This window comes from Flavobacterium sp. HSC-32F16 (assembly GCF_024171645.1).
Classification (GTDB): domain Bacteria; phylum Bacteroidota; class Bacteroidia; order Flavobacteriales; family Flavobacteriaceae; genus Flavobacterium.
On record NZ_JALKAC010000001.1, the window covers coordinates 513,108 to 534,678 of the forward strand.

Below are 21,571 nucleotides of genomic sequence, written 5' to 3' on the forward strand. Positions count from 1 at the left end.
GTTTTTAGAATAAAGTATCAATATAAAGTTCACTTTTAACGCCTTCAACTCCCGGCGTAAAATCTGTTGGAACAACGGTTCCTTTTATGATCAACCCATTTTGATTCATCATGATTAAATTTAAGGTCCAGTTTCCTGTCATTGTGTAGTTTACAACTCCGTGATACAAACCGTCATTTTCTTGTGTTAAATCCTTATTATTTGGCGAAGAATGATTTCCCATTGAAGGTTCGGGCATTCTTGGGTCTAACTTTAAAGTATAACCGCTTACTTCTGAATACGAAAACTGAGCTGGATCTGGAAAAGTTCCCGCAGAAAGGGTTGGTTTATTGTATTTATAAATACCAGCAGTCAATTTATTCTCGGAAACGGTTGGTTTTTGAGGCGAAACCAATGCAATAACATATTGTTCGTCATCTTTTCCTGTAAAGGTTGTCATATTCAGGTTTTTATTACTTTGCTTTTCAACCAAAACATCTTTACTAATCTCAAACTTCTGATTATCAACCGTAAAACTTACATATAATTTCCAGCTGTCTGCTGTAGTACTTTCATTTGTAAATACAGAATATCCGGCGAAATATTTATTTGCTGCATCATATTCTGGATTGTATTCGTGCGGACAAGAAGTTTTGCTGCCGCTTGTATTACTTAGAATTGGTAAAAAAGTAATATCTGACGCACTTATATTCTGATTAGTCTGTGTATTTAAAACTTTCAAATGAAGTTCATTATATCCTTTATAAAAGGTTCCGTTTAAGGCTTCTACGCTTATTTTATAGTTACCGCTGTTAAACGAAACGGCTTCTTTAAACTCATAATATTCAGGAACTTCAGCGTCAATTTCGGCTTCGTAATCTGTTTTATCGATTGTACAGGAAGTAATCACACAAAAAAGTGCGATCACTAAAATTTTAAAAGATTTCATTTGTAATGAATGTATAAAAACGGTTTAAAATGCAGCACAAAGCCATTAGATTCTGAAAGCTAAAATGCCGTGAAATTTTAATAATGTTTTTAATTGAAAAATGTTTTTAAAATACATTTTCAATTATTGAAGAATAGAATCAACAGTTTCCGGAGTAAAAAATACGTACAATCAAAACAGAATTGAATTGAATAAACTGAGTTTTTGTAATAAATTCAAACGATTACAGAATATGAAAATGCATCATATCTATATGTATCATTGAATAATGGCGTAAAAATTTTAAAACTGAAATATTGATCCGGAGAAATTACGCCAGCGGAGGGTGAAAAGTAAGGTTAGAAGCCTTGATAGGTTTCTTTTGAAATAAAATAGAAATATTTTCTTTTGATTCCAAAACCGGAATCAAGCTGAAATCAACTTCGGCAGTATTTTGAACATAAACAAGCTCTAATTTATCTTTTAGGCTGTCCTGCATTTTTCTTTCGTTATCAGAATATTTTTTGATGCTTTTTTGAAGTTCGCATCGACCGTTACAGTTGTTAAAAACCTGCTTACGCTGCACACAAATAGTTTGTGCAATTTCTTTTTGGTTGATTTTGAAGGAAGCATAAACAAACAAACTGCCAAAAGATGGCGATAAGATCAAAAGGGAAAGTGCTATTATGATTAACCTTTTCAAAAGTTTGTCTGATTATTAATTTGGGCAAAAATACGTCATTTTATAATTATTTTAATAAAAACTTTCGTTGTATCCAATAAAAAAACATTTACAGGCTCATTTACAAGCCGTAATAAACTCTTTTAGTGTTGTTTTGATAATAATATTGTCTATTCTTCTTTCGGTTTAAAACTGCCTTCATCCGGATATTTAATACTGTCTCTTAATTCTTCAACACGTTTAGGATCAAATTTTGGCAATTGCAATTCGTTGTTTTCTTTCCACTTTTTAACGGTTTCCGAAACGGCTTCTGATTTTTCAGCTGAAGGAGAAATATCGCGTGCCATATAAAGTGTCTGAGACGGATACGCCAAAGAAGTTCCGCTTGCTTCGATTACATCCATCATTCGCAGTAAAAGATCTTCTTGCACCTCTTGTGATATTTCAAAGTTTATTGCTTCTATATAGGCTGTAATTTCAACTTTCAAAGCATCGGCTGTGATTCCTGTAAAACGTACTATTGGAGGTGAGTTTAATACGGCAGGATGAGAATACAGTAATGATCGTAATTCTACCAGTAGATAACGCATTTGATCTGGCGTAGTTTCCATCCTGAAAGTAAATATCGGATTGAAAATAAAACGGTCGCGATGGGCAAAATTTTCTATTTTACTGGCCGAAAGCTGCCCATTTGGAATGGTGACAATTGTGCGTGCAGAAGTACGAAGTGTAGTAGAACGCATTCCGATAGATTCTACGGTGCCTTTAATATCATCGACACGGCAATAATCGCCTACTCTCAACGGCTGATCGGCAATAAGGCTGACACTGCCCACAAAATTTTCTATTGTTTTTTGCGCTCCTAATGCTAAAGCGATACCTCCAATTCCTAATGCGGCAAGTCCGGCTGTAACATCAACTCCAATAATACCGAGTATTGCAATAATCCCAACAAAAACAATGGCTGCTTTAGTGGTGCGGCTTAAAAACAAAATCGCAGATATGGCTGAAATACGGCCTCTCCTGCTCATTCTGCCGCGCGCAAACATACTTACAAAGTCGGTCATTCTCCAGAGCAGTATTAAAAAAGCTACGATCCCAATGGTAATTATAATAATACTAAAGCGCTGTCGAACGACTATAGAAATTCCCATTCGCTGCGTAAAAGCGACAAATAAAATTACGGTAAGATACATATGAACCGGAAGTGTAAGCGCTTCTATAATAGCTGTTCCATTCTCAGTATCGGCTTTTTTCCATACTTTTTGAATCACAAAACCTATCACGAAGATTAGTATTCTGGCAAGTAAATAAGATAAAATTGTCATGACCACTACTACTGCCCAATGACCAATGGGAACGTTTCCTATTTTTCTTTCTTTTAAGTAGTGAGGAAGTATTCGGTCTAAAAAGGTTTTTTCTCCTTTAATATCGGCAGAAATAATTGATTCTACAGTTTCGGCAGAAAAAAGCCATACCGGAGACTGGCTGTCATCTGACTGATTTTCTACATAGAGTTGTATAGCTGCTTTATTGGTTGAAATATTTCCCACAAGATCAACGCCCGTTGCCAGATCATCGTCTGTTCGGCCGGTTTCTTTATTGCTGATAATAGAAGATGGAGAAAGATTACCGCCCTGATCTAAAAGCTGCTGAAATGTTTTGACTATACGAATTCTTTCAGCTGTTTTGCGGTAAGAACGTTTACTTAATACTAAATACTGGCTGGCCCGCAAATAATTCTGCTCTCCAATAGCCTTAATAAATCCATTAACGGTTCCTTGAGGTGTTCTTCTTCCCAGGGAATCTTCGGGAGTTTTTGCGGGTTCTTCTGCTGTTGTTTTAGCCGGACCTAATAACTGGGCTGCAACTGTATCTGGCTTTATCAGTAATGCTGATAATAAAAGTAAAGAGAACAATAAACGCTTAACACTTAAAATCATGCTTTCTTATTTTACTTATTTAGTATACTAAAAATAAGAAATATAGCAGAGAAAAGAAATCTTTTAATTGGAAAAAAAGGAAACTAAACTTAGATTATAAAATTTTAATGAATATACTACCCCGAAATTTAATAAATCGCCTGCTTCCTGTTTTCCTGTTTTTTACAAATGAAAAATATATTTAGAACCTTTGGATTGCAGGTTCATAACAGCTTCTCGTAATCCGTTTCCTAAGTTGGATGTAATAACGTTAAGAGTATATTTTAAATCATTAAAATCATTTGGTTTTACAAAATAACCCAGCGATCCTAATTGTGAAGCTTTATCCATATCGTTCTTGTGCGAAGATGTTGAAATCATAATCACGGGTATATCCTTGTAACGGCTGTCATTTTTTATCAGCTGCAGACATTCCCAGCCATTGGCAATAGGCATATTTATATCCAGAAAAATAAGCTGTGGTTTTTCATTCATTTCATTAAGTAAACGCCATGCCTGATCACCGTTTGCAGCGCATTCGCAGATAATATTTTCATTGACCTCTTCTAAGGCTTCACAAAACATTTCGATATCATCTCTGTCATCATCTGCTAATAAAATAATTTGTTTATTCATCTTTAAATATCATTTTGTTCTTGTTTTAATGGAAGTACTATTGTGAATACCGCTCCTGCAGAAGGTTTTCCTTCAGCAGTTATAGTTCCTTCATGGCGCTCTACAATTTTTTTACAGAGCGACAATCCTAACCCTGTACCTTCGTAAGCGTCTTTGGAATTAAGTCTTGTAAAAGTTTCAAATATTCTTTGTGCCTGATTTTCATCAAAACCAATTCCGTTATCTTCCACAGTAATAACGGCAGACTCTTTGTCTTTTTCTTTTATTCTTTTTGAAGATAATTTTACCTTTACAGGAATATCGTTTCTAGCAAACTTAATAGAGTTATAGATCAAATTATAGAAAAGCTGATACAGCAATACCTGTGCTCCTTCCAGAACAGGAAGATCATCATAGTAAATTTCGCCTCCCGCTTTTTGTAAAGGGACTTCCAGATCAGTTTCGATGTTTTTTAAAACTTCTTTTAGGTCTACTAATGTTGGTTTCTGCTGATCTGCATTGATTTTAGAATACGCCAGAACGCCTTCGATCATATTGAACATTCTATCAGAAGCCACATGAATTCTGTCAATAAACTTTTTTGCAGATTCATCAAGCTTTCCGTCAAGATTATCTTCAAGTCTGCTTATAAAAGTCTTTATTTTTCGTACCGGTTCTTTTAAATCGTGGGAAGCAACATGGGCAAACTGCTGCAAATCTTCATTAGAACGCTGCAGTTCACGGGTGCGTTCGCTTACCAGAATTTCTAATTTTTCGGTTACTGTTTTTTGTTCATGAATATCTGTACAGGTTCCAAACCATTTTATAATAACGCCTGCGCTATCCTTAATAGGAAGTGCTTTACTTAAAAACCATCTGTATTCGCCTGTTGCGGCTTGTTTTAAGCGAAATTCCAATTGATATGGATTTCCGGTTTGAATACTTTTGTACCAATTTTCTTTCACCAGTTCCATATCATCTGGGTGTAGTACGGGAATCCAGCTTGAATCGCCGTATTCGTTTTCATCAAAGCCAGTATATTCGTACCAGCGTTTATTATAATAATCAATAAAACCATCGACTTTGCTTGTCCAAATAATCTGCGGAACCAAATCTGCAAGCTGTCTGAAATTTTCAGCACTTTCGTTAATAATTTGCTGCACCTCTTTCTGAGAGGTAATATCACTTGCTGCACCAAACCACTCAATTATGGTATTATCGTGATCTAAAATGGGAACTACTCTTGAGAAATTCCATCCAATAGTACCATCTGCTTTTAAAACACGATGTTCCAGATCAAAGATGCTTTTATTGTGTATTGACTGAGATATAAGTCGTAACGCCGTTTCTCTGTCATCAGGATGTATGTAACTGTTGATCCAGTTAGAAACTGCTTCGTCTGAATCCGTATAAGAATCAGGAGTTTCTAAACTTCGCATTACCGTCCAGTCTGCATTCATTCGATACACAAAATCTGAAGAAGCATTTACCAAAGCCCTGAAACGATTTTCACTTTCTTCCATTTTTTTTCGTGCCGATACCTGTTCAGTAACATCAACAGCAACCTGAATCATACCCGTTATTTTTCCGTTTTCAACCAAAGGGCGGTAAGCCAGATTATAGTAATAGTCGCGCATTCCTCCTGTTCGGCTGTGCTGTACAAGCACTTCGGTTTGATCAAATGGAATTCCTTTATTATAAACGTTCTGGACCTGAGTCCATACATATTGACCTTTTAATTCAGGAAGAACATCAATCAGTCTCATGCCTATAATTTCTTCACCGCGGCCAATCAATGCAAGCATTTGTTTGTTGATTTCTTCGATAATAAAATCTGCACCCATCAATACCAATGTAGCCGACGGGGTTTGATGAATCATCGATTTTAATCTGGATTCGCTTTCTTGTATTTTTCTGTTGGCTAAAAACTGTTGTTCTTCTGCCATTTTTATTTCTGTAATGTCACGAGTTGTGCCGGCAACCGCTTCTACTTCGCCCTGCTTATTAAAAACAGGCGCAAAAATATAGTCATAAACTCTTCGGCCTAATTCAGCATGCGGGAAAGATACTGTTCCTCTAATATTTTTTTTCTTAGAAACCACTTCATCTATTTCTCTTTCATGCATTACAGCATGCCATTCTTCATAGCCGTTATCTCTAAGTCCTTTGCCAATAGCATCTTCTGCTGATTTTCCCCACATCGTGAGTAAGGCTTTATTGGCATATGTAAAATTATAATTAAGATCAAAAACATATACCAAATCCGGTGTGGTGTTGGTAATAGAATTATAAAATCTTTTTTGTTTTTCAGTCGCCGCTAAGGCTGTGGCAAGTGCCGTTTGTTTTTTTTTGTATTCGGTTATATCTTCAATCGTAACGATAAGTAAACCTTCTTTTTCTTCTGCTGTAAAGCGATACCAATTTTGTATTTCTTTAATTTCAAAACTAATTTCAAAATTAGATATGATGCCGCTCGTTAAAGTTTCGGCGAATTTATCAATAAGAATAGTGCTTTTATATTGATAAAAAACGTCTTTAAAAGGAAGATTTTTATAGGCGTGAACCTCAAAATATTTTTGAATGCGGATATTGCAGAACAGTATGGTAAAATCTTCAATAATTTCTTTATTATATACAGGCCGCAATACTATAAGGCCGTTTGCTGCAGAGTTAAAAATTGCATAAAAAAGATCATTATTCTCTGTTAACTCCATCGCTGTTGAATATCTAAAGAAGCTTAGTTGCCCTTTACTTACTAATGTCAAATATAATTATAACGTAATAATATTGGATGAAAACAAGCCGCAGAAAATCAAATTTATTATATACAAATCTTATCTTTTTTATCCACTATTATTAAAGCAAAAAGGTCTCAAAACGAACTTTTAAACTATAAAAACAGTAGTATTTTAGATCTGATAATGTTCTTTTTCAAGGAACAATCTATTTCTTTAATTCTGTTGTTTAAGCACACAAATCCTGATCAAATATAAATTACGTATTTAATTTCTTGTTTATATAATTCCCATTATAGTTTACAAAATTTTACGCTTAGAAAGTAAGATTTTTTCATTAAAAACCAGAAAAATCCCTATGTATCAAATACATAAGGATTTTTTTTTTCTACAAGTTCTCTCTATTATTTTACGATTAACTTCTTAGAAACCGTATAAGTATTAGAACTGATTGTAACAACATAGATTCCTGAAGCTAAATCATGATTTATGGATGATGATGTGTGAAGTTTTTTTACTAAAACCCTTCTTCCGTTTATATCCGTAACTGTAATCGTTGCACTATCATCCGAGCTTAATTCCGGAAGTATAATATTAAATTCATGGTTTACAGCAGGATTTGGATAAATAGTAATTGCAGTATTATTTTCGTCAGCTGCTTCTATTTCATTAATTTTCTTTGATGCAGAAACCGTTTGAAATTGCCATTGCGCACTTTCCCAATTGTTTTGAGCTCCAGCATATTGAGCAGAACCCGTCAGATTTTCAATATGAATCATACTTGCTGTCTGCCATCTGTTTTTAATTCTTACCCAGGTTCCGTCTACATTTTCAGCAGACCATTGTGCGCTCCACCAGTCAGATCCTGCTGCTGTACATTGTACTGATCCTGTTAAGTTTTCAATATGCATTATATCTCCTGTACCTACATTTTTCAATATAAAATTTGTCGCGTCAACCGGTACTTTTTCCCATTTGTAATTGTTGTTTGCAACCGTCGCGCCATAACCAGCATTCGCACCCGCATCATATAAATAATTATTAGTCCATTTATTTTTGATGGTAAAATAATTTCCTGCTGCCGTGCTCACGGTAATTAAAGCCGTGCCGGTTTTGTTTCCATCTGCCGTTGTTACTGTAATTGTCGCTGTACCATTGGCAATAGCCGTTACTATACCTGAAGCATTTACTATGGCAACTCCAGTATTATTTGAAGTATAACTAACTGATTTATTAGCCGCATTAGACGGTAAAACTGTTGGCGTTAATTGCTGCGCTGCACCAACAGATAAGGACACCGAATTAGGACTAAGGCTTACACTGGTTACTGCGGCATTAGATGAATTTACAGTAATTACAGAAGAGGCTGTTTTACCACCATCCTGCGTAGTAACCGTAATCACTGCCGTTCCAGATGCAACAGCAGTAACCAAACCTGATCCATTTACAGTTGCCACGCCAGTATTGCTTGAACTGTAACTTACTGTTTTGTTTGTTGCATTTGCAGGAGCAATAGTTGGTATTAATTGTTGTGCTGCGCCAACGCCTAAAGCTGCATTTGCAGGAGTAACCGTTACGCCTGTAACCGAAACATTGTTTACAGAACAATTACCGCTTTGTGTCCAAGAAAAATTACCAATCGCACTAATTTCTTCATTTGCGGCAGCATTACCGCCTCTGTTAGAATAATTCATACCGCAATACGTTCCGTTTCCGTTTGGAGAACCCGCAATAAGTACAAAATAGCCCCTGCCCCAATTTCTGTTAAGCGCATTGTTGTTTGGGTATTCTTTACCAGTTCCGTTAACGGTTATATTTTTAAAAGAAAGATTATAAATACCGTCTCCTGATCTTTTACTTATAGAAATAGCATCGTTTCTGGAATCTAAAATATCGATATTATACAACTGAACGTTCTTGACCTGAGTCCCTGCATTACTGGTGCTGAAAATATCAACCGCTGCTACCGGATTGTTGTACGTATCGTTAAAAGTCCCGCACGTTGTTACGGTAATATCATGTATTTCGTGGCTTCCGTCATTATTAAATGGCGCACCGTCAAAATTATTACTAACACGAATTCCCGCTTCAAGATTATCTTTTATAATTAAATTATAGGCTTTGTTATTTTTTCCACCGTAAATAGCCAGTCCGCAGGCGCGCCAGCAGTTTTCTGAAGTATTATATCTAAAAGTATTGTTGATGCATTCCTGTCCGTTCGCAGACCAAATCGCCTGATCATCGTCTCCGTTATTTCTAAAGTTACAATGTTCTACAACCGAATTTGCAGTTCCCTTACAAAGATTAATTCCATCAGCATAATTATTTCTAAAACGACAATGAGACAATGTAAATCCGTCAGCAACAGCAGGTCCTCCCACATTATACTGAGCAATCCATGCACCACACTCAAAATGTTCTGCCCAAATATTTTTTATGGTTGAACCAGATGTAAAAACGCCGTTTACAGCTTTATAAGAATTACTTCTTGAAGTTGAATTGGTAGTTAAATACAAATCTGAAAATGAAATGTTACTGGCATTTGCTCTTAATCCTCCGTTGCCGGTGCTTGTGTTGGTAAAATTAATCTGAGTGTACCACATTCCGGCTCCAATTAAAGAAGTATTAGCAGAACCAAAATACAATTCGCGATTAACGTTAAAAACACCGCTTGGAACAAATATTTTTTTACCTCCGTTGGCATCAATAAAAGTTTGAAGGTCGCTGCCATTTCCTGTATAGGTCACAGAACCAGACGGTGCCGTGACTGCTGCCGGAATAGGTTCCATTTCTGCAAAATCTAAATGAACATTTCCAGTTTCTTTTACAAGTCTTAATGTTCCTGATACTGCTATTTTGCCTGGAAGTTTATAGCGTACTTCATCAAAACGCATTCTTGGATTTTGATTTGTGATTCCGTTATTGTTTGGGTTTCCATTACTCCACAAATATTCCCAAGACCAGGTTGAAGTCAGCGTAAGCGTTGTTATTTTTGTAGTTCCATTATATACGCCTAAAGTTGCTGTTTGTCCGTCAGGAACACTGTAGCGAATGACAAGTCCGTCAGCAGCTTCTGTCAATGTCCATTGAACTGTGGCGTTTGATGCCGACATATTCACACATATCTGATCTGAAGCTTCTGACTGTAAATCAGATTGAACATACGATTTTGCAGTAACTGAAGCTCCATTAGATAATTGTCCCAAATTTACTTCATATCTTTTATATGGCGCATCATAATAACCGCGCTGTGCATATAAATTTGAAGTTAAGAGAACGAAAAAAATCCACATTATAACAGGACAGCAATTGTCTCTTTTAAAAAAAATACCATGTAATTGTTTTCTCATAATTTTCGGTTTTTTAATTAGTTAGTTCCTAAAAAAGGATTATAACGAAACTAGAATTAAAAAAAAGATTACAAAAAAAGTGGAATAAAAATCAAGATTCTTACAACGATTTCGTTATTATAAAAACCTGAATATCAAAACATTAAATTATTTACAAGAAATAAAAAATCAAGAAAAGATATAGATAATAAATCCATTATTTAAGAACTAATCAATGTGAATATTGAAATTTTTAACTTCTTTTTTAAACACATTCTCTATTTTCAGAATTATACTATAAGATTCACTTTTACAAGGCTGTAGGGATTTCATTTTTAGGATCATACAGCATCGCTGTACATAAACAGTTTTTTCTTTCTTTACTCATTAATATTGGGCAATTGACACATGACTTACAGTTTTCCCAAAAAAGTTCATCTGTAGTAAGTTCTGAATAAGTTACAGGTTCAAAACCCAGTTCGTGATTCATTTTCATTACGGCCAAGCCAGTTGTGAGACTGAATATTAAGGCATCAGGATATTTTTTACGGCTGAGTTCGAATATTTTTCTTTTAATAGTTTTGGCTAAACCAGTATGTCTAAATTCTGGAGCAACAATCAATCCGGAATTAGACACATATCTGCCATTATCCCAAGAGGAAATAAACGAAAAACCAGCCCATTTTCCATTATCTGCAAAAGCAATTACAGCTTCACCTTTGTTTATTTTCTCTATCAGGAATTCAGGCGAACGTCCAGAAATACCTGTTCCTCTTGCTATTGCCGAAGATAATGTGACTTCACAAATTTCCTTTACCCAGAAAGCATGATCTGAATTAGTAACTTCTACTCTAAAATCCGGAAGTTCAACAGTAGTTTGATTATTAAGGGATAAAGTTCTTTTTTCTTGAAATGGTTCAGCTTGCAAAAAGTATGGAGCTGAAAAATCTATAGTACGTTTTAGCGTTTTCATATTTGATGTATCGTGTTTCCCATTTTAGTTTTTGGAAAGACAAAAACATACTGCCCAAATTAAGTACCAATTATAACATTTTAATATAATTTGGTCATTAGAGCCTTTTCAAAGCGGTTTTCTAGTAAATACACATTTATCCATGTGTAAAAATCCATATCAAAATGATACGGTTTTATTATTTTGATACGAAATTATAAGGCTGATGAAATCGGTTTATTTCAAAAAAAAAACTCCAAAATCAAATGACTTTGGAGTTTTTTAAGTTTACTTATATGCTATTACATTTCGTTCAACTCGTTGAATTCGTGTAAAGATTTTAACGTGTTTTCGTAGAATAAAATCGCCGCAATAAGGTTTCCTTTATCTGAATAAGGCATCATTTTTCTTTGAAACTCAACTGTAGTATCTAAGAAAGTAGATGTTCCTATTGCTTGATTGTCTAATATTTTTTTGTGATCGCTATCGTCCGGAATACCTAAGTCTGCCATTGTAACACCTGGTTTAGTAACCAAAGCAATGTATGGAAGGGTTTTCACTAAAACTTTAATACGCTCAATGTACAATTCTAAAAGTTCTCCCTTTTGCATACCGCTCAATTCTTTTTGATCATGGTATTTGCGGATTAGGGCTGTTGTACTGATAATACTTCTTGGGGCGTTTTTTGCCTGTGCCGAAACTGCTGCCGTTGTCAAGAAGAAAAGGACACTTAATAAAATAATTTTGCTCTTCATTTTCGTAGATCTAAATAGGTTCTTGGTTAGAGCAAAAATATACATTTTAACTTAAATTACAACTTAATTGATTTCTTTTTTTTAGAAAATTTTAACAATTAGCATTTTTCAATCTTTCCTTACGACTTAATTATTCTAAAACGTCCCGGATATTTTATAAATATACTTTTCTTATTACCGTAATAGTCCATAAATTCTTCACACACAAAAACGGCGTGTACTTTAGACCAGGCAACTACACCGCAAAATTCGCTTCCCTCCTGTCTTCCCAGTTTTTCAATTTGTTTACCCAGCTTAAAACCTAAATACTTATAAATTGTGGGTGTATAAACCGTACCGTCTTCTAAATCCTCCAAAGCTTCATCAAAAGTTTTCTCTTTGTCGATGATTTGTTTGTATTTTGCCATTACTGCATAAGTCAAAATCGCATAATCTGTTATTTTTTCACTGTCGCAATTGTCTTTTATAAATACAAAACCGGCAGAAATTTTAGCTCTGTTCAGCTCATCACTTTTCAGATCAAATGTTGCATTATTCTTTAAGGTTATCTTTTGCAGGTTATCGTCTATTTTTTGGCTTTCAAAAAGATTATCCAATCCATAAACGTTTAATGAGGCCTTGATGAAAGCAATCGATGAGCAGTTAGTGCGTTCTCCTTGTTTAAAGCTTTCGAATATTTTATCTGAACTTAATTGTGCGTAAGAGTTTGAGTAGATAAAGATTAAAAATAAAAAGATGGGAGTAACAGATTTCATTGTAATTAAATTTTAATATAGTTTCTCATCTTTTTTGGAAAATTATGAGAGTTTACAAATCTATAAAAATCAAGTCATAGTTTTTTTTTTACTTTCATTTTTATCAAAAATTGTAAAGAATACTTTAATTCTTCCTTATATATCGATAAAAACAAAAAAGTCTCAAGGATTTGAGACTTTTTATATTATTTTTTTTCTTCGTTGTTCAACTTATCGTCAAAATCAGGTTCTTCACCTTTAAACTTATGAGTGTCAACATCATAATTTTCATCGTTCGTTAAAACTTCTTCATGATCTTTATATTGATGTTTTCTCATGTCACTTCGATTATCTGAACCGCTTTGTTTAGCATTATTCGGATTTGGATTATTTGTGCTCATATTTTCTAAGTTTTAAATTTCTATAAAATTACTTCAAATAGAAAAATCAATACTTATATAATGATTTGTAAAAGTTATAAAATACCACTTAAAGGTCAGTTTTCAGCTTTAAATATCAAAATCAACCGTAAATAGCTTTATGGTTTTTGCTTTTCCTCTTAAAACTATTTCCCCTTGCTCTTCATATTTTATAGATGAATCTTTAATTAATGCGTTTTTCATGTTTTCAGAAATAACAAAATCATGGTTAAATTCATTGCATTTACATTGAATTCTGGAAGTTGTATTTAAAAGATCTCCATGATATACGATTTCTTTTTTTACTTTTCCAACCCAATTTGTAACGGCATTTCCTATATGCATTCCGGCTTTAAATTTCGGAATCGTTTTATAAGTTTTTAAATAATAGTCTTGTTTATTTCTGATGCTTTGTTTCAGCAGATAAAAACAATATAGACAACGATTTTCATTTATTCCTTTTGATGCTTTCCAGGTAAGGATAATTTCATCTCCCGCATATTGGTATATTTCAGCGCGTGACGCCAGAATTGAATCTGTAAAATCATTAAATAAATCCTGAAGCAGTTTACTGTAAAGAACATCCCCAAGCTGTTCTGCCATTGTGGTCGACGATTGTACATCGACAAACATAAAAATCCGTTCTTCCTGAACAGGACGATGATAACGTCCGGTAAAATAATTATAGAAAAAACCAGGACTCAGCAAACTGCTGATTTCCAAAAAGAGGATTAAAAAAATGGACGCTCCAAGCGAAAACAAAAAATCTTTAAATAAACGGTCATTAACATACGTACTCAAAGCCTGTTCATACGAAATATGTGCTGCGATTTTGTTAAATGCAACCGCAAATAATAGTAAAAAAATGAGTATGCTGATGCTGTAAATAACCGCTTTTAAAAGTATTGCCGCGATAAAAGAATAGTCGTTTAAATACGAAAGAGATTTTTCTAAAGTAATAATAATGAAACCAATAAAAATTCCAATAACCGTTCCGAGCAAAAGCCTCAAATATCCAAAATCCAATCCTGCGTAATACATTGCAGCATAAATCAACCCTAATATGCCTCCGGCAATAATAGCTTTAAATATCTGGCTGTGTTTTTTATAAAAAGGTAATTTAGGCAATTCCATATAATTGGATATTAATGAATTTTCAAACCTTTTTTGTCTGTCTTTAATGCATATAAAAATAGACAAAAATTAAACATAAAACTCTAGTATTCAAATTACTATTCCCTGAACATTATAAAAACATTCAGGGAAAAATAAGTCTTTTGTAAACTGTTATTTTTTAATTAACCAATTCTCAACAGCTCTAGAAAAATCAGCTACATCAATTGGATGCCGGCTGGTTATGATATTGCCGTCTGTAACAACGGTTTGTTCTAAAACAGTGCCGCCTGCATTTTTCAAATCAACCTGAATATTCCAATAACCCGTTAATTTTCTTCCTTTTAAAATATCGGCAGAAGCCAAAACAACCGGAGCATGACAAATAGCAGCAATCAGTTTTCCTGCTTTATTAAAATCCTGAATAAATTTAATAACATCTTTATCATAACGCAGATTATCGGGATTCCATGCACCGCCAGGAATAAAAATGGCATCATAATCATTTACTTTAATCTGATCGGCAGTTTTGTCAAATTTTATCCACCCAACAGGCTGTAAATATTGTATCGCCATGACATGAGTTTTGGACATTTCAGGAAAAGCCAGTCCGTATCTTTCGGGTGCTGGATTGAATTTTGGAGCTACAATTTCTACTTCTGCACCTAATTCTTTAAAATACCATACCGGTCCCGTTAATTCAATCTCTTCAAATCCGTCAGCGACGATAACGGCAATCTTTTTTCCTTTTAAAGCTGATTTGTTTTTTACAGGTGTAAAGAAAAAAGATTTCAATTCTTCATTTCCCGGAGCATTTAATAATTTTGTTACCGGCATATTTACAACGGCCGACTGTGTAGACAATTGGTTTACAATTTCTAACTCATTACTGTAGTTTGTTTTCATTTCTTTAGTTTTTTCGGTTACTTGTGCTTCTGCGTTTAAAACAGCAAATACACTAATACCTGCTGCAATAATTTTACTGATTGTTTTCATGTTTTTAGATTTTAAATATGGATAATGATTGTGTTTAAAATTGGATTGTTATTCTCGGGTAAGTGGTGCGAATTCTATTAGATTGTGAATTCCGTCCTGAAACGGCTGCTTTTTAATACTCGTATTCAAATAATCAATTACAGGCTGAATGGGCGGAAAATTGAGATGATATTGAAAAGCATCATTACTTCTGAATTTTTCAAAAGTCACAAAACGGGTTTTCTCATTTTCAAACTCTGATAATTGATACGTTACCACGCCGGGTTCACTTCTAAACTGAGGCATCGCTGTATGATAAATCTTTTTGAAATTTTCCTCTGTGCCAGGTTTTGCATCAATAAAAAGCATAATTGTTAACTGTTTGTCTTCAGTTTTACTTGTTCTGCGCCATTCTTCTTTAGAAATAGGTTCTAAATCTTTGATGTAGATTATTTCTTCCGGTTTTGCCAATGCCGTTTTGGCTAATGTCAGGAGTTTTGAATTGTTTGCAGGTTTCTCATTTATCCATCGTTCAAACAGCCAGATAATGGATTGATTTTCCTGCTCAAAATAAGCTTCTGCCATAATGTTATTTTGCTTTAAAAGTGACTCCTGAACATAATTGCTTATGGCTTTTTGAAATTTCTCCTGATATTCCTTTTTTACTTCGTAACGTATAATTTTTGCAGTCATTTCTTGTTTTTGAGTTACCGTTTTATTTGATTTTTGTGCCGATATAAATGTGCTGTACAGCAGAAATAATGCTGTAAGAATTCCGAAGAATTTTGTCGTATTTGTTTTCATTACTTATTATTTTTTGATTTTTTAAAAACAAAAACGCCCAGATAATGAAAAAGTAAACCTATCGCCCATGCCCCGCTCTGCCAAAGCGGCCATAAATACGTTCTGCTGGTTAAAAACCAGGTTAACCAAATTACAGGAACGGTTAACACAAATACGAATAAGTGAATTTTAAAACCTTTTTTCGGGTTGATTTGAGCCATAGTAGGCTCGCTTGCTAAATGTCTCATGATGTTTAATTTTATTGTTAATTGATAATCGTTATTGAAGTTTTACTCCTAATTGCTCTACTTTTTTAAGCCATTTATTACGCTGTTTTTCAGTTGATTTTCGAATAAAACCAAAAGTCGAAAACTTAACAGGATTAAATCCTACGTAACCAAACACGATATCTTTTAGAATTTGATATTGTGAAGCGCGATAAATAAGATAAAACCACCATTTTGGCGTATCCATTGTAACCAGAAGTCTTACACTTTTTCCTTTTAAAAGCTTTTCAGGAAATAGTTTTCCTGAATGATGTTTGAATGCAAAATCGGGCAGAAAAATTCGGTCAATAAATCCTTTTGTAACGGCAGGCATAAAACCCCACCAATTTGGATAAGCCAGCACAACATGATTGGCCCATTTAATTAGTTTTTGAGAATTAATAAGATCTTCTTCAAGCTGTAAAGTCTCGCCGGTTTTATAACCATCAGCAAGATTTACATCAAATTTCAATTCCGATATATAAATCGTTTTACAGTCTGCTCCTCTCGACGCTGCGCCTTTTTTATAAGCATTAAGCAATGCATTACAAAAAGAATTTTGAGAAGGATGTCCAAGTATAAGTAAGATATTCGTTTTCATTGCAGTTCATTTAATTTGACACTGCAAAGATTTTAAATAGTAGAGAGGCGTACCTGACACAAATGTGTCAAAATTATTGATGGGCTAGTTTTTGCCTGATTCGGGTAAGTGTTTGTCTTTCAATTCCAAGATAACTGCAAAGATGAGAAATAGAGATTCTGTTAAACAAGCCGGAATGCTCTTTTACAAAATCCAGATATCGTTCTTCAGCAGTTTGAAATATAAAGCTTTCTATGCGCGCCTGCTGGCGTTTTAAAATTTCCTCAGCCACTAATCGGCCATATCTTTCAATATTTGGTAAGTTTTCATAAATCCACTGCATATTTTCATATGAAAGACAAACCATTGTAGTAGGTTCTAAACACTGAATAGAATATTTACTGGGCTGCTGTGTTATAAAAGCCGGATAATGTGTGGCATAATCTCCTTCAGAATAAAATCCAACTGTAATTTCATTTCCGTCTTTATCTACAAAAGAAGAACGCACTAATCCGTTTACCACAAAACCAATATTCTTTTGGACTTTCCCAAACTGAAGAAAATAGTCTTTCTTCTCTAATTCTTCAATAGTAACTCTTGAGGCATATTGAGAGAGTTCATTATCAGTTATATCAGGACAAGTTTTCCTTATAGAATGTAAAAATGCATCTGTTCCTGATTCCATCTAATTTCTGTTTCAAAAGTAAATTTTCAAATAAAATATAAATATAAGAATTTTGAATATAAATAATTAAAATACAGCTATTTAGAACCAAATATTTTTTACTTTTTTTATAAATCCGAAAGCTATTTTGTACTGGTAATCTTTTATCTTAAATTTGCACGCCTGAAAAAAGTATTAAGTCCGGGAAAAATAAGAGGAAGTGGAAAAAGCAGCAAACGAAAAAACAAACTGGACTATTTGTAAAGAATGCCTGGGAAGCGGTAAAAAAAATCGCGGACTTAGCAGTAAAGCCCGACGCGACTACCAAATAGCATTGGCAGAATTTGAAAAAACCAATGGCGAAGGCAAAGCTCCAATTCGGCCAAAAGCACATTTATATACGTGTTTAAAATGCAGCGGTTCCGGTTTGATTTCTTCATTGCATTTTCCTGAACCAGATACCCAAAATTTTCCTCACACTGCTATTATTGGTGCCGGAATTGGAGGTGTTGCTTTGGCTGTGGCTTGTTTACACAGAGGAATTCCTTTTACACTTTTTGAACGTGATATTAATTTTGAAGCCCGATCTCAGGGTTATGGACTTACTTTACAGCAAGCGAGTAAAGCAATTGAAGCTTTAGGTATTTTTTCGTTAGATGATAAAGTAATTTCTACAAGACATTTGGTTCATACCACCGAAGGAAAAGTAATTGGCGAATGGGGAATTAGGAAATGGCTGCAATCCAATGTAAAAAACACTTCAAAACGTACCAATATGCATATTGCAAGGCAGTCACTGCGATTGGCATTGCTTGAACAGCTGGGCGGACACGATAAAATTCAATGGGGACATCAATTAATTGATTTTAAACAAGATGATAAAAGTGCTGTTCTAAATTTTCAGGTAAATGGCGAAACTAAAACTTTTAAAGCAGATCTTGTAGTGGGTGCCGATGGAATTAGAAGTTCTGTTAGAAAACTCTTGATTGCTGATGAAATTACACCTTTGCGCTATTTGGATTGTATTGTAATATTGGGAATTTGTCCTTTAAGTGCGCTTGAAAATCTAAATAGTCCGTTGTTAGACAGTGCAACTGTATTTCAAACCGCAAACGGAAACGAACGTATTTACATTATGCCTTATAAATCAGATTCGGTAATGTGGCAGCTTAGTTTTCCAATGTCTGAAAAAGAAGCTAAAATAGTAAGTGCCAAAGGTCCGAAAGCGCTTAAAGAAGAAGCCTGCCGAAGAACGCAGTGGCACGATCCTATCCCGCAGATTTTAATGGCAACTCAGGAAGCGCAGATTTCCGGATATCCTGTTTATGACCGTGAATTATTAAAACAAGAATTATTGCAAAAAGCAGGTTCAGTAACTTTAATTGGCGACGCCGCACACCCAATGAGTCCGTTTAAAGGACAAGGAGCCAATCAGGCATTATTAGACGCGCTGACATTGGCACGTACAATTGTAAAAAGATGCCAGCCTTCTTCTCCATGGAGAGAAACCGGAATAAGGGAAAGTGTATTAGCCGAATTTGAAGCCGAAATGATCGAACGCAGCACTGTAAAAGTGAAAGGTTCTGCAGATGCCGCACAATTTTTACACTCTGAAATTGTTCTTTATGAAGGTGATGAACCACGAGGACGATGTTTAACGAAAAAAGAAAAATAGAAAAACCTTAATATTAAAAAAAGCCCAATTCTTTTCAGATTTGGGCTTTTTTAGTCTTACAACTTATGTTTTTTATGCTAAAATTAATTATTAGCCAGTGCTTTTAAGGCAATGTATTTATCCAGACTTTTAAAGTCATGCCCTTTTGCCCGCATCGATTTAATATAAGCCGGTGTTGTTCCTGTTGCTTTTGCTCCAACAATTTCATCCAGATCAAAATCGTCAAAACCAAGGCTTTTGTATTCTTTTACTAAATCTGGAGTAATATTTTGCGATTTAAAAGCAATAAAATTATCCGCCGGAATGTTTTTATAACCTGCATTTTGAAAACTTTTTATGTATTCTGGCGTAACATTCAGCGATTTCATTGCGATAAGATCACTGTTTGAAAGTCCATTATATCCTATTGCTTTAAAAGAATCAATAAACGCCTTATCAATATTTAATGATTTAAAAGCAATAATATCGTCGTCGTCGTGGTCTTTATTCTTGTTTCTCGTTTTGTTTTCAGTTTTATCACTATTTGCAATAGAACTGTGGAAATCATTGATATACTTCGCGTCTATTCCCTGAGATTTTAAGGTAATAATAGTACCCGCGCTGACATCTTTATATCCTGAGCTGCGAATTTCCTCAATAAACGTTTTATCTATTCCTAATGATTTAAAAGGAACAAGATTATTCAAATCAATATCCGGAATCTCTTTTTTAATTGAAGTTATATAAGCTTCATTTACATCTAAAGCGGCAAGCGGAATAATTTGATCTTTGTCTAAATCATTAAAACCACTTTTCTTAAGCATTTGCACATAAGACACTTTGATATTAATAAAAAAGAAAACCATAAGATCATTATCTTTTTTAATATCTACTCCTTCTTTATTCATCGCAGTGGTGTAGTCTTTATTTGCGGTAAATTTATAAGTTCCCATTCCTTTATCACCTTCAAATTTTCCGGTAAAATGAATGGTTCCGGCATCGCGCGTTAAGTTAAATTCGCCTTGTTTATCTCTCGGAATACTGTTTAATTCACTTAACGGAAAAGTAGTCGAAGCATTGTCATTCTCATCGCCCTTAAAGTTGATTTCTATAGAATTGCCTTTGATAACAGCAAACCAGTTACCGCCGGTTTTCATTTCGTTTTCTACGATTACGTCTTTTTTCGATTCCTCTTTAGAAGTAAGAGTCTGACTTTGCGCTGCCGGTTGATTAAAAAGGCAGGCAAAAAGCACCATAAGCGGCACAAGGAAAAAGTATTTCCAAGTGGTGTGCACATTTGATTTTTTTGAGTTCATCATGATGATTCGTTTTTTTAATAATGATTGATTATAATTGGTTGTAAGACTCAAAGGAAATTGCGGTGCGGCAACTTTTAGCAGACTGAACTGATAACTCTCTTTTTCAACCGTATCCTGCTGCAGCATTTGATCATCGGTTAAAAATTCAAGATTTGTTTCCAGCGCTTTTCGCCACTGCCAGGCAAATGGATTAAACCATTGAAATACTAAAACAAGCTCTGCAAGCAGAAGATCTATGGTATGTTTCTGCTCAATATGAATTTTTTCATGAAGCAGAATTTGATTGTAGGTTTCCCATTCGTATTTTTCAGGATTGATAAAAATGTTGTTGCCAAAAGAACACGGCGCTTTATCCCCCGTTATTTCAACAATACGAAATTTCCCATCCTCAATTACAGATCCGGAATAGGATCTAAAGAGTAATATAACGGCCTGCATTATAAAATTAAGGCCAAAAACCACTACGCCAAACCAGTACAAATACATTACAATCTGCAATACGGCATCAACATTGATTACGTGTTGTGTCTCTTGAACTGATACAGGCGGAACAGCTTTTTCTGTTGATGTTTGAAATCCAGGAATATCAGTTGCAATTTTTGCAGAGGAAACAGGCTGTTCTATACCATTTTTTCTAAATGAAAATTGCTGCGGAACCGGAACCAAAGGCAGTGTAAAAGCCAGCACCATGCAAAACAACAGTACATATCTGTTTAAATAGAAAAAAGTCTCTTTTTGCAGCAACAGTTTATAAAATATAAAACAGGCTGAAAGAATAAGGGCTGTATATAAAATATAAGGTATCATATTTTTTCTTTTTTAATGATGCTCACTATTTCATCCAATTCCTTATCAGAAAGCTTTTGCTCTTTTGCAAAAAAAGCTAACATTCTAGGATATGAATTATCAAAATATTGACTTACAATATCTTTTAAGGCAAACTGCTGATACTCTTCTCTGCTGATTATTGGAAAAAAGCAATGCATATTTCCGGCAGTTTCAAAGCTTAAAAAACCTTTTTCTGCCAGAATCTTTACAATTGTAGCTACACTATTGTAATGCGGTTTTGGATCTGGAAGAAGCGGAATTACATCCCTTATAAAAGCTTTATTTAAATCCCAAAATACCTGCATGATCTGTTCTTCTCGTTTGGCTAATTTTATCATA

At 34.4% G+C, this 21,571-nt stretch carries 19 protein-coding genes; 1 reads left to right on the plus strand and 18 read right to left on the minus strand.

The window, feature by feature from the left end:
• Nucleotides 1–4: 4 nt before the first annotated feature.
• From L1276_RS02370 to L1276_RS02445, 16 genes are all read right to left on the minus strand, one after another.
• Complete coding sequence (locus L1276_RS02370) at nucleotides 5–928, minus strand: FixH family protein (protein ID WP_253785080.1); 924 nt, start codon at nucleotides 926–928, stop codon at nucleotides 5–7.
• 310 nt (nucleotides 929–1,238) lie between these two features.
• Nucleotides 1,239–1,610 (minus strand): hypothetical protein, encoded by a 372-nt coding sequence (locus tag L1276_RS02375; protein WP_253785082.1) that lies wholly within the window; start codon nucleotides 1,608–1,610, stop codon nucleotides 1,239–1,241.
• Between the two features lie 149 nt (nucleotides 1,611–1,759).
• The gene (locus tag L1276_RS02380; protein WP_253785084.1) at nucleotides 1,760–3,532 is read right to left on the minus strand and encodes a mechanosensitive ion channel family protein; all 1,773 of its coding nucleotides are present in this window, start codon (nucleotides 3,530–3,532) and stop codon (nucleotides 1,760–1,762) included.
• Between the two features lie 162 nt (nucleotides 3,533–3,694).
• Complete coding sequence (locus L1276_RS02385; RefSeq protein WP_253785086.1) at nucleotides 3,695–4,147, minus strand: response regulator; 453 nt, start codon at nucleotides 4,145–4,147, stop codon at nucleotides 3,695–3,697.
• Between the two features lie 2 nt (nucleotides 4,148–4,149).
• Complete coding sequence (locus L1276_RS02390; protein WP_253785088.1) at nucleotides 4,150–6,840, minus strand: PAS domain S-box protein; 2,691 nt, start codon at nucleotides 6,838–6,840, stop codon at nucleotides 4,150–4,152.
• A gap of 425 nt (nucleotides 6,841–7,265) precedes the next feature.
• The gene (locus L1276_RS02395) at nucleotides 7,266–10,211 is read right to left on the minus strand and encodes an Ig-like domain-containing protein (protein WP_253785090.1); all 2,946 of its coding nucleotides are present in this window, start codon (nucleotides 10,209–10,211) and stop codon (nucleotides 7,266–7,268) included.
• Between the two features lie 289 nt (nucleotides 10,212–10,500).
• A complete protein-coding gene (locus L1276_RS02400) occupies nucleotides 10,501–11,163 on the minus strand; it encodes a GNAT family N-acetyltransferase (RefSeq protein WP_253785092.1) in 663 nt (220 codons plus the stop codon).
• Between the two features lie 281 nt (nucleotides 11,164–11,444).
• Nucleotides 11,445–11,897, minus strand: a complete 453-nt coding sequence (locus L1276_RS02405; RefSeq protein WP_253785094.1) for a hypothetical protein — start codon at nucleotides 11,895–11,897, stop codon at nucleotides 11,445–11,447.
• A gap of 119 nt (nucleotides 11,898–12,016) precedes the next feature.
• A complete protein-coding gene (locus tag L1276_RS02410) occupies nucleotides 12,017–12,652 on the minus strand; it encodes a hypothetical protein (protein WP_253785096.1) in 636 nt (211 codons plus the stop codon).
• 185 nt (nucleotides 12,653–12,837) lie between these two features.
• A complete protein-coding gene (locus L1276_RS02415; RefSeq protein WP_253785097.1) occupies nucleotides 12,838–13,032 on the minus strand; it encodes a hypothetical protein in 195 nt (64 codons plus the stop codon).
• A gap of 108 nt (nucleotides 13,033–13,140) precedes the next feature.
• Nucleotides 13,141–14,184, minus strand: coding sequence for an adenylate/guanylate cyclase domain-containing protein (locus L1276_RS02420; RefSeq protein WP_253785099.1), 1,044 nt, complete (start codon nucleotides 14,182–14,184; stop codon nucleotides 13,141–13,143).
• A gap of 153 nt (nucleotides 14,185–14,337) precedes the next feature.
• Complete coding sequence (locus L1276_RS02425) at nucleotides 14,338–15,159, minus strand: DJ-1/PfpI/YhbO family deglycase/protease (protein ID WP_253785101.1); 822 nt, start codon at nucleotides 15,157–15,159, stop codon at nucleotides 14,338–14,340.
• 48 nt (nucleotides 15,160–15,207) lie between these two features.
• Nucleotides 15,208–15,942: a putative quinol monooxygenase gene (locus L1276_RS02430; protein WP_253785103.1), complete on the minus strand. Its 735-nt coding sequence runs from the start codon at nucleotides 15,940–15,942 to the stop codon at nucleotides 15,208–15,210.
• Nucleotides 15,942–16,169, minus strand: a complete 228-nt coding sequence (locus tag L1276_RS02435) for a 2TM domain-containing protein (protein WP_253785104.1) — start codon at nucleotides 16,167–16,169, stop codon at nucleotides 15,942–15,944. The genes L1276_RS02430 and L1276_RS02435 overlap by 1 nt, the downstream gene beginning before the upstream one ends.
• 31 nt (nucleotides 16,170–16,200) lie before the next feature.
• The gene (locus L1276_RS02440) at nucleotides 16,201–16,788 is read right to left on the minus strand and encodes an NAD(P)H-dependent oxidoreductase (protein WP_253785106.1); all 588 of its coding nucleotides are present in this window, start codon (nucleotides 16,786–16,788) and stop codon (nucleotides 16,201–16,203) included.
• 73 nt (nucleotides 16,789–16,861) lie between these two features.
• Nucleotides 16,862–17,452 (minus strand): Crp/Fnr family transcriptional regulator, encoded by a 591-nt coding sequence (locus L1276_RS02445; RefSeq protein WP_253785107.1) that lies wholly within the window; start codon nucleotides 17,450–17,452, stop codon nucleotides 16,862–16,864.
• A 199-nt stretch (nucleotides 17,453–17,651) separates the two neighbouring features.
• Here L1276_RS02445 and L1276_RS02450 point away from each other — a divergent pair, with 199 nt between their 5' ends.
• Nucleotides 17,652–19,106, plus strand: coding sequence for an FAD-dependent monooxygenase (locus L1276_RS02450; protein ID WP_253785109.1), 1,455 nt, complete (start codon nucleotides 17,652–17,654; stop codon nucleotides 19,104–19,106).
• Between the two features lie 83 nt (nucleotides 19,107–19,189).
• On the opposite strand, the gene L1276_RS02455 is transcribed toward L1276_RS02450, so the two are convergent.
• Both L1276_RS02455 and L1276_RS02460 read right to left on the minus strand, forming a co-directional pair.
• Entirely contained in the window at nucleotides 19,190–21,211 is a 2,022-nt protein-coding gene (locus L1276_RS02455; protein WP_253785110.1) for a M56 family metallopeptidase, read from the minus strand.
• Nucleotides 21,208–21,570 (minus strand): BlaI/MecI/CopY family transcriptional regulator, encoded by a 363-nt coding sequence (locus tag L1276_RS02460; RefSeq protein ID WP_149207540.1) that lies wholly within the window; start codon nucleotides 21,568–21,570, stop codon nucleotides 21,208–21,210. Before L1276_RS02460 ends, L1276_RS02455 begins: the two co-directional genes overlap by 4 nt.
• Between the last annotated feature and the right edge of the window lies 1 nt (nucleotide 21,571).